Origin of the sequence: Brevibacillus fulvus (assembly GCF_016908525.1) — a bacterium.
Taxonomy (GTDB): Bacteria; Bacillota; Bacilli; order Brevibacillales; family Brevibacillaceae; genus Brevibacillus_G; species Brevibacillus_G fulvus.
Genome location: NZ_JAFBEB010000002.1, coordinates 117113 through 129766, shown reverse-complemented (window position 1 = coordinate 129766; position 12654 = coordinate 117113). Strand labels below are relative to the sequence as shown.

At 53.2% G+C, this 12654-nt stretch carries 12 protein-coding genes; 2 read left to right on the top strand and 10 right to left on the bottom strand.

Annotated features, from left to right (window positions below; translation table 11 throughout):
- Window positions 1-3 precede the first annotated feature (3 nt).
- The 8 genes from JOD01_RS03975 to JOD01_RS03940 all read right to left on the bottom strand — a co-directional run bounded on the left by JOD01_RS03975 (window position 4) and on the right by JOD01_RS03940 (window position 9566).
- A complete protein-coding gene (locus tag JOD01_RS03975) occupies window positions 4-429 on the bottom strand; it encodes a MaoC family dehydratase N-terminal domain-containing protein (protein WP_338028520.1) in 426 nt (141 codons plus the stop codon).
- Window positions 430-462: 33 nt separating this feature from the next.
- Window positions 463-1629, bottom strand: coding sequence for an acyl-CoA dehydrogenase family protein (locus tag JOD01_RS03970; RefSeq protein ID WP_204516951.1), 1167 nt, complete (start codon window positions 1627-1629; stop codon window positions 463-465).
- 40 nt (window positions 1630-1669) lie between these two features.
- Window positions 1670-2428: a beta-ketoacyl-ACP reductase gene (locus JOD01_RS03965; RefSeq protein ID WP_204516950.1), complete on the bottom strand. Its 759-nt coding sequence runs from the start codon at window positions 2426-2428 to the stop codon at window positions 1670-1672.
- 294 nt (window positions 2429-2722) lie between these two features.
- On the bottom strand, window positions 2723-3649 hold the full coding sequence (locus JOD01_RS03960; protein ID WP_204516949.1) for an MBL fold metallo-hydrolase: 927 nt from the start codon (window positions 3647-3649) through the stop codon (window positions 2723-2725).
- A 63-nt stretch (window positions 3650-3712) separates the two neighbouring features.
- Window positions 3713-4684: an electron transfer flavoprotein subunit alpha/FixB family protein gene (locus tag JOD01_RS03955; RefSeq protein ID WP_204516948.1), complete on the bottom strand. Its 972-nt coding sequence runs from the start codon at window positions 4682-4684 to the stop codon at window positions 3713-3715.
- Between the two features lie 15 nt (window positions 4685-4699).
- Window positions 4700-5467, bottom strand: coding sequence for an electron transfer flavoprotein subunit beta/FixA family protein (locus JOD01_RS03950; protein WP_204516947.1), 768 nt, complete (start codon window positions 5465-5467; stop codon window positions 4700-4702).
- A 111-nt stretch (window positions 5468-5578) separates the two neighbouring features.
- On the bottom strand, window positions 5579-7255 hold the full coding sequence (locus JOD01_RS03945; protein WP_204516946.1) for a sigma-54 interaction domain-containing protein: 1677 nt from the start codon (window positions 7253-7255) through the stop codon (window positions 5579-5581).
- 262 nt (window positions 7256-7517) lie between these two features.
- On the bottom strand, window positions 7518-9566 hold the full coding sequence (locus JOD01_RS03940) for a heterodisulfide reductase-related iron-sulfur binding cluster (RefSeq protein ID WP_204516945.1): 2049 nt from the start codon (window positions 9564-9566) through the stop codon (window positions 7518-7520).
- Between the two features lie 177 nt (window positions 9567-9743).
- On the opposite strand from JOD01_RS03940, the gene JOD01_RS03935 reads away from it, so the two are divergent.
- Window positions 9744-10103, top strand: a complete 360-nt coding sequence (locus tag JOD01_RS03935) for a YojF family protein (RefSeq protein ID WP_204516944.1) — start codon at window positions 9744-9746, stop codon at window positions 10101-10103.
- A 7-nt stretch (window positions 10104-10110) separates the two neighbouring features.
- Window positions 10111-10773, top strand: coding sequence for a bacillithiol biosynthesis deacetylase BshB2 (gene bshB2 / locus JOD01_RS03930; protein WP_204516943.1), 663 nt, complete (start codon window positions 10111-10113; stop codon window positions 10771-10773).
- 43 nt (window positions 10774-10816) lie between these two features.
- Here bshB2 and JOD01_RS03925 read toward each other — a convergent pair whose 3' ends face one another.
- Entirely contained in the window at window positions 10817-11530 is a 714-nt protein-coding gene (locus tag JOD01_RS03925) for an L-ribulose-5-phosphate 4-epimerase (protein ID WP_204516942.1), read from the bottom strand.
- A gap of 58 nt (window positions 11531-11588) precedes the next feature.
- Window positions 11589-12647, bottom strand: a complete 1059-nt coding sequence (locus tag JOD01_RS03920; protein ID WP_204516941.1) for a galactitol-1-phosphate 5-dehydrogenase — start codon at window positions 12645-12647, stop codon at window positions 11589-11591.
- Between the last annotated feature and the right edge of the window lie 7 nt (window positions 12648-12654).

The following is a 12654-nucleotide window of genomic DNA, read 5'->3' as shown; positions in this document are numbered from 1 at the left end:
TTTTCACAAGATAATCGTGCTTCTGCCGGTAAACACCAGGTTGCCCGCCAGATCGTGCCCCTGGATCTCCGTGACGAGAAACGTCATCGCCCCCAATTTCCCCGTTCGTTCATACACATCGACGACCTGGCTGACACATTGCAAAACATCGCCGGCAACGATCGGGCGCATGTAACGGTATTCCTGTTCGCCGTGCAGAATCCGCGCGGCCTTGATTTGCAGCCGCGGATTGTGCAGACGGAAAGTTGTCGGAAAAGTCGGCGGTGCCACCAAACTGGCAAAACCTTGCCGCTTGGCGAAATCTTCATCCGTGTACAGCGGGTTGTCATCGCCGATCGCGTTGGCAAAAGCGCGAATCGCCCCCTTTTCGATTTCGAACAGCTTCGGATCGCTGGCAGTGCCAATTACACTCGGTTCGATCTGCAACACACTCTCCCCCTTTCAAGCTTCTTATTCAAGCTTCTACAACAGTTCGCCCACTTTCACGTGCCCTTTGAGCAAGTTGCGGGAAATCGTGCGTTTTTGAATTTCGTCCGTTCCTTCAAAAATGCGCCACAGTCTCGCTTCCCGGTACCAACGTTCAATCGGCAGCTCCTTGGTATAGCCCATTCCGCCGTGAATTTGCAGGACACGGTCGACCACCTGGTTGGCCATGACCGAACCGTACAGCTTGGCGATCGACGATTGGTGCCTTGCATCCATCCCGTTTTCGACCATCCACGCTGCCCGCAGCACAATCCATTTGGCCGCTTCAATCTCCACCGCCGAATCGGCGATCATCCATTGAATCGCCTGCCGCTCGGCGATCGGTTTGCCAAACGTGACGCGCGTCTTGGCATAATCGATTCCCATTTGCAGCAATCGTTCGGCCGCTCCGACCGCGCGCGCCGGAATGGCCCAGCGTCCCTGGCCGATCCACTTCATGCCCAGTTCGAAGCCTTTGCCCAATTCCCCCAGAATGTTCTCTTCCGGAACCCTCACGTTTTCAAACACGAGCGATGCCGGTCCCCACTCGCCCATCGTCGGGATATATTCGGAACGCCAGCCCATATCACGGTCGACGAGGAAGCAGGTGACACCGCCATTGGCGCCTTTTTCCTTGTCGGTTACCGCGAAAACCATCGCGAAATCGGCTTCGTTTCCGTTGGTGATGAAGATTTTTTCGCCATTCAGCACGTAATGGTCGCCATCCTTGACCGCAGACATGCGGATGCTTCTGGCGTCAGATCCGGCGCCCGGCTCGGTGATCGCAAAGCAGGAGCGACGTTCGCCATTGATCACCGGCAACAAGTAACGTTTTTTCTGCTCTTCGTTGCAGTAATACAAAATATTGTCCGCGCTGCCGCCAAAACTGAACGGCACAAATGTCCGACCGAGCTCCATCGTAATCAGCGCGCTCATGATCGCGCCGAGATTGGCTCCCCCGTATTCTTCCGGCGTATTGATGCCCCAGAAACCGAGCGCTTTTGCTTTCAACTGCAGCTCTTTGATCTCTTCGCGCGAGATGCCGGGGCGTCCCTCCCGTTCATTGCGCAACACTTGCTGCTCGTAAGGCATAACTTCTTTTTGAATAAACTCGCGAACGGTCCGTTGAACCATGCGTTGTTCGTCTGACAATGTAAAATCCATCGTTTATTCCTCCTTATTTGCCAAAAAATGCGTTCTGCACCTAGCGGCTTCCGCCATTGACATAAATCACTTGCCCGGAAACATAGCTGGCATCATCGCTGACCAGGAAGGCGACGACATTTGCCACGTCTTCCGGCTGCCCGACTCTGCGCAGCGGAATGCGCTGCGACGCCAGCTTTTGATTTTCTTCGAAGTCGATGCCGATGCGTTCGGCTGTCGCGCGGGTCATATCCGTGGCGATAAAGCCGGGCGCGACCGCATTGACATTGATGTTGAACGGCCCCAGTTCAATTGCCAGCGTCTTCGTGAAACCTTGCAGCCCTGCTTTCGCAGCAGAATAGTTCGCCTGCCCGCGATTGCCCAAGGCGGACGTGCTGCTCGTATTGACGATTTTTCCATAACGTTGTTCAACCATATATTTTTGCGCAGCCTTGCTGCATAAAAAGCTGCCTTTGAGATGGACATTCAGCACGGTATCCCAATCGTCTTCGCTCATCTTGAACAGCAGATTGTCGCGCAGCACGCCGGCATTGTTGACCAAAATATCGATGCGTCCGAAATGTTCGGCGACTTTGGCGATTGTCTGTTCCACTTGGGCAGCATCGGCGACGTCACAGCCGAGCGCGAGCGCTTCTCCCCCGGCGGCCGCGATTGCTGACACCGTTTCCTGGCAAGCTTCCTCTTTCAGATCAATCACGCCTACCTTGGCGCCATCCTTGGCCAACCGTTTGGCGGTAGCGGCACCAATTCCCCGGCCCGCGCCGGTGACAATGGCCACACGTCCTTGCAACTGACTCATCGTACTCCTCCTTTTTGTTCACCCGTCCCACCCCGCTGTCGGCAAGCAAAGAAGCGGGTATGGTCACCTGAAAGTAAGCGTTTCCAATTTGCCGGTTTACCGCACTACCTCCCTCCTGCCGCAAATGAACGATGCAATCTTATCTCAGTGCAACTAGCGTGCCAGCCTGAATTCATTCCGAAATCGCCCTTCGCGTAGGCGCTCGGTTCGATCGCGACGCAAATTTGATTCGGCAATCACCGGCATCCCGCTTCTGATCAAGTTTTTTCACCAATTCCTTTTTGATTCACCGATTCATTTTTGATTTGCGCCCTTCCAGTCGCGGCCGTACCAGCTCGGCTGATGCAGCTGCCGGATTTGCTCCCGCTGCAACCGATGGGCTTGCATAAACTCCGCATAATAATCGGCATAGGGCTCGCCGTGGTCAATCAGCCTTAGCAAATGTTTGGCCAAACCCATCTGCTCGTTACGCAAAATCCAGGGAGTTTGCCGCACATTATCGGCGTAATAAATGATGTTTTCATACACCAGTTCGCCGGGAGAACACCCCCGTTTGACGGCCTGCTTCAATCTGGCTTCCCGCTGTTCGATAATTTCCAAATACTGCGGCAGCTTTTGCCGATAGTCCGCCAGCTCAAACATCCCCTTCTGATGCGAGGTAACAAAATATTTGGCGTCTACTTCCAGCGTCTGCTGCGCAGACTGGATAAACTGGTCAATATCGCTGTCCGGCCCGAAATACCACGGCCCGAATGAAGTCAGGTCGATGTCGCCCACCATCAAAACACCCAAGTCAGGAAAATACGGACAGCAAAACCCATCGCTATGGCCCGGGGCATGAATCATCAGCAGCTTCGTTTCCGATACTGTCATCAGCTGATGGTAGGGGTAAATCAACTGAATGGGGCCGACCGGCCGATAAGGTGAATCGTCTGCTTCGCGCTTCGCCTGATTCAGCAATCGCCCGTAATCAAACGGGTTGGTCAACACCTGCGCCTCCGGGAATAAAGCGGCGCCGCTGGTATGATCGGGATGAAAATGTGTCAGCAAAATCTGCCGGATATTTTGCTCACGTAAATAGGCGTATACCGCAGGGCCGCCTCCGCAATCGATCAAGGTGCTTCCCTGGCGTCCTCTGATCAGCAGCGTGGTGGAGTATGGCGCACGGCTTTGCTTCTCTCCCATAATGATTTCAATCGGTCCGATTTTTTCGCCAGTCATCTCCAGGCTCCTTTGTCTCCCGTAATTTCGCCGTTAGCTTCCTTTCTGATCCGCGAGAATTGTTTAATGGGTTTGCAAAATTTTGGAAAATTCTTCTTTCAGCAACGGTACCACTTCAAACAAATCACCGACGATGCCGTAATCGGCTACTTGAAAAATCGGCGCTTCCGGATCTTTATTGATCGCCACAATACATTTGGAATTGGACATTCCGGCAAGATGCTGAATTGCCCCGGAAATGCCGCAGGCGATATACAAATCGGGCGTGACTACTTTTCCGGTCTGGCCGATCTGCATCCCATAATCGCAATAGCCGGCATCACAGGCTCCCCGCGAAGCGCCGACCGCTCCGCCGAGCAAGTCGGCCAACTCCTTGAGCACCTTGAATCCTTCGGCGCTTTTTACCCCGCGTCCGCCCGAGACGATAATCTTGGCCTCGCTCAAATCGACACCTTGGGCGGTCTTGCGCACGATTTGCCGGATCGTGGTGCGAATATCTTGAACCGTCGGCTGGAACGGAATCAGCTCTGTGTCGCACGGCTGTTCATTTGTTTCAAAATTGTTGGAGCGCAATGTCGCAAACAGCGTTCCCTCCTGAAAAACACGCTGCTGGAAAGCCTTGCCGGCATAAATCGGCCGCTCAAACACAATCTGACCATCTCGCTGGAGCACACGGGTACAATCCGACAACAGTCCGATTCCCAAACGGGATGCCAGCCGTGGCGCGAGATCTTTGCCGATCGCGGTGTGCCCCAGCAAAATGATGTCGGGCTCAACCGTTTGCACCAGCTGTACGGCCGCTTGCAAAAAGGCGTCAGTCGTGTAGGAAGCGAAGGCTTCCCCCTCGACCACATACAGCTTCGCCGGTCCATATTTGCTCACTTCGCCGACTTGCGCAGCAGAATCCGGCCCAAACAACACCGCAACCATTTGGCCTCCTGCCGATAACGTCTGCCCTACCGACAGTGCTTCCAGTGAAACATGTCTGAGTTTGCCATCCTTGGTCTCGAGAATGACCAGCACTTTTTTCCCCATGGTCGAACCCCCTTGTCAAATGACTTTGGCTTCATTGCGCAGCAACTGGGCCAATTGGCTGACCTGCTCGTTCAGCTCTCCTGACAGCAGTTGGCCTGCTTGCTTTTTCGCCGGATAGAACTGGGCGGTAACAGTCGTCCGGGGCCGCAGTTCATCCTCTGATAAAGCCAAATCGGCAATAGTCAGCTGTTCCAGCGGTTTTTTCTTTGCCTTCATGATGCCCGGCAAGGACGGATAGCGCGGTTCGTTCAAACCTTGCTGCGCTGTCGCCAAAAACGGCAATCCCACTTCCACCACTTCCACGTCGCCCTCCACATCTCGTTCGACAATCGCCGTTTTCTCCTGCAGCGTGAGCTTGGTGATCGCGGAAACGTGGGGAATTTCCAGCTCCTCGGCGACTCGCAAAGCAACCTGGCCGGAACCTGTGTCGATCGCCATGTTGCCTCCGAGAATCAGATCATACTTGCGGCCGCGAATCGCAGCCGCCAAAATCTTGGACAGCCCAAACTCATCCAGCGGCTCATCCCCGGGATCGATCCGCACGGCCTGATCCGCTCCCATCGCCAGGGCGGTACGGATCGCTTCCTCCGTCCGCTTTGGGCCAACCGTCAGCAACGTTACCTGTCCGCCAAATTCTTCCTTCAGCTTGACGGCCTCCTCGATCGCATATTCATCGTATGGATTGATAATAAACTGCACTCCCTCCTCACTGACTGCGCCGCTTTGCAAAACGATTTTTTCCTCTGTGTCGAAGGTCTGTTTCATCAACACGAGAATATCCATCCACGTCCCTCCAAATCAGTCCAAAGAATTGCGGTACACAACTGATTTCTTTAGCAAGATTGATGCCAAACAAAAAAACAGCCCTCGGCTCTCCAAGGACTGTTCTCCAGGCTACAATTTGTATTTTTTCAGCTTTCGGACGATCGTCGCCTGACTTGTTCCCAACTCTTCGGCGATTTTGTAGGTGCTTTGGTATTTTTGCACTGCCATCGCCAAAATTTCCCGCTCGGCGATCTCCGCCGCTTCCTTCAGCGTGATCACTTTAGCCGGAGCGGAGGCGGCTGTGGCGGAAGATTGTTCCTTCTGCTGATAATCGGCCGGCAAGTCTTTGACCAACAGCGTTTGCTCGGGCACGGTCAAGACCAGCCGTTCCACCAGATTGGCCAGTTCTCTGACGTTTCCCGGCCAATGATAATGATAGAAAAAACGCTCCAGCTTTTCATCAAGCTCCTTCGCTGTCCCGTATTTTTGATTCAATTTTGTCAGAACGGAGTGCGCCAGCGGGAGAATGTCCTCTTTCCTCTCCCGCAGCGGAGGGATCACGATCGGCAGCACATTCAGCCGGTAGTACAAATCTTCGCGAAACTTTAACTCCGCCACCATTTGTTTGAGATCGCGATTGGTGGCGGCAATCAGGCGGACGTCGACGCTTTTGGTTTTCGTCGAACCGATCCGCTGGATTTTCTTTTCCTGCAAAGCGACCAGCAGCTTGACTTGCAGCGATAGCGGCAGTTCGCCAACTTCATCGAGGAACAAGACTCCCTGATCGGCCAATTCAAACATCCCCGGCTTTCCGGAACGATTCGCCCCCGTGAATGCCCCCGCCTCGTAGCCGAACAGCTCGGATTCCAACAGATCGTGGGGAATCGCTCCGCAATTGACTTTTATAAATTCCCCTTTGCCGTTGCGGCTGCTGCAACGGTATATGTGCCGGGCCAACACATCCTTGCCAACGCCGGTTTCGCCAAGAATCAGGACGGTCGCATCGACATCGGCAATCCGCTCGGCCATGTCGTATATATCCATCATTTGTTTGCTTTCGATCACGACATCGGGCGATTGCAATTTCAGCTTGGTTTTGATTTTTTCCAATTCTTTGCGGTAGCGGTCATTTAAATGCAAGGCCCTTTGCAATTCATTGTAAAACTGATTCAACTCCGTCAGATCGCGGACATTGGTGACGATTTTGTCTATCTCGCCATCCTCGTTAAATACGGGAATACCGGTGGCAAACGCTTTTTTCTCGTCCAGATTGTATATATAGTCGACCCTTTTGCGTTCGCTCAGCACTTTCAATGTGATCGATCTTTTCAAAACCCCTTTCTCCACCAATTCCTTGACATTGTGCCCGATGAAGCAATGCCGGGGCAAACCCGTCATCTTTTCGATCGCCGAATTCACCTTTAGCGTAACCCCGTTGTGATCGGTAATATAGATGCCATCGTTGGAGCTTTCCATGACCGCTTCCAATTGGCTTTGCAAATTGAGCACTTCTTGCCGGAGCAATTGCACTTGCGTATGATCGGCGACAAGGTATAGCGTAAAATCCTCGTCGTCTTGCCGGATTTGTTGATGCAGCAACTTGTACGCATGGTGATGGAGCGTTGCGGATACGAGAAAAGATGTGTCCGCTTGCCATTGATCAAACACCGTTTTGATGTCCAATCCGACGGTATCGCTGCCGGTCAGGCGGCCGAACAAAAAATTGTAATGTTCGATGATTCCCTCCTGACTCGTTATGACGATCGGAAAAGGTAAATATTCCAGCCAATTCTGGAAATGTCGCATTGACTTTCCCCTCCCAATAGCAAATTGTAAGCGCTATCATAGTGAAAATTGGCAACAGAAAAAAACGCGCATCACCAATCCGTACAGGCGAATTCGCATCCCCTCACCGTCGCTGATTTACAAAAATTTTACAATAATTCTACGCTTCTGTGTTAGGTTTATGAAAATCAATGCAAAAATGAATCAAGGAACCGCCAAATGCGGCTGCAAGGCAAATTCCTTTTTGAATCACCGATTCGTTTTTGCATCAATGTTTGCTCCATCAGCCCAGCGATCTTTCCACAATTTCGGCAAGATCGAGCGTCTGTACCCGCTCCTCCGCTTCATGAGCCTTGATTCCATCGCTTAACATGGTCAGGCAGTAGGGACAATTGCTGCCGATCATCGTTGGATTGGTTCGCAGCGCCTGTTCGGTCCTCGCCACATTGACCCGTTTGCCCTGCTTTTCTTCCAGCCACATCATCCCCCCGCCTGCTCCGCAGCACATCGCATCCTGGCGATTTCGCTCCATTTCCAGCAACTGTACCCCCGGTATGGCTCGCAAGATGTTGCGGGGCAGCTCGTAAAGATTGTTGTATCGGCCGATGTAGCAGGAATCATGGTAGACGATCGCTTCCCGCACCTCTTTGACCGGTGTAATCCGTCCTTCCTGCAGCCATTTCCAGATCAACTCGGTATGATGGTAAACTTCTGCCTCCAAGCCAAATTCCGGATATTCGTGCTTGAAGGTATTGTACGTGTGCGGGCAGATCGTCACAATCTTTTTGACCTGATACTGCTGGAACGTAGCGATATTTTGCCGGCACAGCTCCTGAAACAAAAATTCGTTGCCGAGCCGGCGGGCTGTATCGCCGGAATTGCGCTCTTCGTTGCCGAGGATGGCAAACTTGATATTGGCCCGATTCATGATCGCAACGAACGATTGGGCGATCTTTTGGCTCCGGCTGTCAAACGACCCCATCGAGCCGACAAAAAACAAATATTCGAAGTCGTCTGTTTCCTCCACGGTCGGAACGACCAGATCTTCCCGGCCTTCCCGCCATTTGCTTCTTTCCTTGCGGTTGATACCCCACGGGTTGCTCTGGCGCTCAATATTTTGGAAGTAGCGTGACGCTTCATGCGGCATATTGCCTTCGGTCAAGACGAGGTAGCGGCGCAGATCGATAATTTTTTCCACATGCTCATTGGCCACCGGGCACTGATCCTCGCAATTGCGGCAAGTCGTGCAAGCCCACAGTTCTTCCTCGGTGATAACGTCCCCTACCAACTGTACGGCGGTTTCTTCCGCAGCTGCCGCCGTTTCGTCCAACGTACCGGCCTTTCCTTGCGGGGCAAAGGCAAATTGCGGCATCCACGGACTGCGTGACGTCAAAGCAGCGCCTTTCTCGGTCAAATGATCCCGCATCTTGACGATCAAATCCATTGGTGAGAGCGTTTTGCCGGTTCCCGAAGCCGGACACATATGAGTACAGCGGCCGCACTCCACGCAAGCGTACAAGTCGATCAGCTGATTTTGCCGAAAATTTTCTATTTTTCCTACTCCGTATTGTTCCTGGCTTTCATCCTCAAAATCGATCGAAGTCAGTTTGCCGACTGGTTTGGTCTCCCGCAAATAGACGTTCGCTGGGGCAAACAGCAGATGAGCATGTTTGGACTGCGGAACATAAACAAGAAACGAGAGCAAGGTCAGCAAGTGCACCCACCAGAACAAATAAAACAGCGCGCCTGCCGCTTGCGTCCCGACCCCGGCAAAGAGCAGCGCAATTCCGGAAGAAACCGGGGCAAACCAGCCGGGCTGATGTCCCAGCCAAAGTTGTTCAAAAGCCAGCGACAAGAAAATCGAACACATCAGGGTGACGAGAAAGAGAATGACCAATCCCGCCTTGAAACCGCGCTTAAGCCGGTTCAGCTTTTCGATATAACGGCGATAGAAAGCGTAAAAAACGGCAAGCAGCACCAAAAAGGCGGTGATCTCCTGCAAGAAGCTGAAATAGCGGTGATAGCTGCCCAACGGATAGGCAAAGCCTTGGATCAGCCCTTTCAAAATCAACTCAATCGCGCCCAGCTGCAAAATGATGAACCCGTAGAACATGATGACGTGCATAATACCGCTTTTCCGATCTTTCAACAGCTTTTTTTGTCCGAATACATTGATCCACAGTTCCCGAAGACGTTGGCTGGTGTCGTCCGTCAGATGCGACTTTCGCCCCAGTTTGATAAACGCGACTCGGCTGGAAACCACATGGACAAAGGCGTACACGGCATAACCTGTGACAGCCAGAAAAGCCAGGACATTAAGAAGTTCCAACATGGCATTCATCCTTTCTTTGTTTGTTCTGAGCTTATTTGTTCTTTCCCGTCAGCATGTTGCAATCCTCATGCCACCCCCAAGTGCCAACCAATGACAGTTTGAGGTGACGAAGCATTTGTTTTTTTACTTGCCGAACAGGTAAAATAAAAAAAGTAACGGAACGCAAGGAGGGGAATTATGGAACCGATCCAGAAAGACAAAGTGCAACAACAACTAGACAGTTATGTCGATCAGGAGATATATCTGCATTTGGAAACAACCAACGGGTCCTATGCTGTCCTCCGGGGGGAAAGAACCATTTCTGTCGGCGCGTTTATTCGCAATGTGCCGCTTCGCTTTGAACGAGCGGTCATTGCCGGACATGGCCCGTACCGCGTCGGCCTGAAAATGCAGCACGGCTGGGTGTACGCGGAAGGATTGACAGACTGGGAACCGGAACGTCAGGAAGGCTTGCTGTTGGCTGGACACGACGAAGAAGGCCGGCTGGCCGTCGCATTTCAAGTAAGCCGAACACCATTTGGCAAAGAAGAGGAGTAAGAATGCGATGAAACCTCACGTACTGGTGGTTTATCCCCACCCCGATGATGAAACGTTTGGCCCCGGCGGAACGATTATTTTGCACGCCCAGGCGGGAACCCCGGTAACCTATCTTTGCGGAACGCTCGGCCAGATGGGCCGCAATATGGGCAATCCAATTATGGCCAACCGGGAAACTTTGCCGAAACTGCGCAAGCTCGAACTGCAGCAAGCGGCGAAAATTCTCGGGATTTCCGATTTGCGGATGATGGGGTACCATGACAAAACAGTGGAATTTGAAGACCGCGAAGTTTTGGTCAAGCGGATTTTGGACGTAATCGAGGAGATCCAGCCGACGGTCGTCTATACTTATTATCCGGGGCATGCCGTTCACCCTGACCATGAAGCGATGGCGGAAGCGACGGTAGAAGCATTATCCCGCATACCTGCCGAACAACGCCCGGTTTTGTATTGCCAGGCGATCTCCAACAACCGGCTGGAAGCGCTGGGCGAGCCGGATGTGTCGGTCGATATTACTTCGGTAGCGGAGATCAAACTGCAAGCGATCAAGGCTCATTACACGCAAACCGCGCAAACCGCCGCCCGACTGGAAAAAGCGTACGCCAACAAAGATCCGGAAATCATTCCCTGGCTGACCGTGGAACGTTTTTACACCTACCGCTGGGAATAATAAACAGGCTTCGCCATTGTCAAAGGCGGAGCCTGTTTGTTTGTCAGCGCGGGAAGCCGTTGGCTGTTTGCCCATAGTAGGCATCGGTGCCGTGCTTTCGCAAATAATGTTTATCCAGCAAGTTTTGGTCAAGAAGCGGTGCATTCTGGTTCAGGTTCAGCGTGTGGTAAGCCATCTTGCAAACTTCTTCGAGGACGACCGCGTGTTCCAGCGCAGCCATCGGCGTCTCTCCCCAGGCAAAAGGCCCATGACTGGCGACGAGCACGGACGGAATCTGCTGAGGATCAAGTCCGCGCTGTCGGAACGTTTCCACGATCACGTTGCCTGTCTCCCGTTCATAATCGCCCTTGATCTCATCTTCAGTCAACGGCCGGGTACAGGGAACCCCTCCGTAAAAGGTGTCGGCATGGGTTGTTCCCAGGGCCGGCATCTCCAGCGCTGCTTGCGACCAGACCGTAGCCCAGGGAGAGTGCGTATGCACGATCGCTCCGATTTGCGGAAACGCTTTATACAAGACCAGGTGTGTGCGGGTATCGGAGGATGGCTTCAGCCGCCCTTCCACCACCTTTCCGTCCAAATCGACGACCACCAAATCGTCCGCACGCAATTTCTCATATTCCACGCCGCTCGGTTTAATGACCACCAGCCCCGCCTGACGGTCAATCCCGCTGACATTTCCCCAGGTAAACGTCACGAGCTGATGCCGGGGCAAGCCCAAATTGGCTTCCCACACTTGTTCCTTCAAACGTTCGAGCATGCTTGTTCTCCTCCCTTTGAAAATACTCTCTTTATGTGCGGCAACGGACACAACTTTGCTACTGGCGGACGAAGGAAAGCAGCACTTTGTTGAAGGCGAGCGTGCGTTCCGCCATGCCTTTCAAATAAGTTCCGGCTTCCTCCACCGCAATCCTATGGGAAATTAATGGCTTAAACTGTATGGTTCCTTTGGTCAGAAAGTCGACGGTTGCTTGCCAGGCGATGCCCGGGTACGGAGCCGTATACGAATTCCAGGAGCCCTGCACCTTGATTTCTCCCCGTAAAAGATGCTCCACCGTCGCTTCTTCCAATGGCAGGCTGGCATGGGAGATGCCAAGGAAGACGACCCGCCCTTTTTTTCGCGCAGCCAAAATGGACTGTTGCTGGGTAATCCGGCTGCCCGCCGTTTCCGCCACTACATCTGCCCCGCCATCGGTCAGCTCGCGGATGGTGGCTACCACATCGCTGGCCCGCGCGTCGATCGTAATGTCGGCCCCCAACTGTTTGGCCAGCTCCAGCTTCTCGGCAAAAATGTCGACGGCGATCACAGTGGAAGCGCCAAACACTTTGGCCCATTGCAGCGTCAACTGGCCGATCGGGCCACATCCCATCACAACCACCGTTTCCCCCGGCAAAATCTGCGCTTTTTGCAAACCGTGATAACCGATGGTCGCCGGCTCAACCCCCGCCGCTGTTTCCAAGTCAAGCTCGTCGGGGATTTTCAGCACATGCTGGCGGGGAACTTTGACATATTCGGCAAACGCGCCGTCGCAGCCGGTGCCAATAATCGTATAATGCTCGCACAAACCAAATTCGCTGGCGCGGCAATACCGGCAACGGCCGCAAGGAATGAGCGGAGCGACGACCACGCGATCGCCCGGCTCAAACTCTGTTACAGCTTGCCCGCACTCGGCGACGCGGCCGGCAAATTCATGGCCGAGAATCAGCGGATATTTCCTGGCGCCGCTGATCATCGCCCGGGGAATATCCGAACCGCAAATTCCGCAGTAAACGACTTGAATGAGGACATCCTCCGCCCCGAGACGGGGAACGGGTACCCACTCCGTTTCGATCCGTCCCAAGGCATGCAAAACGGCCGCTTTCATCTTTTTGTCCATGGTTTCT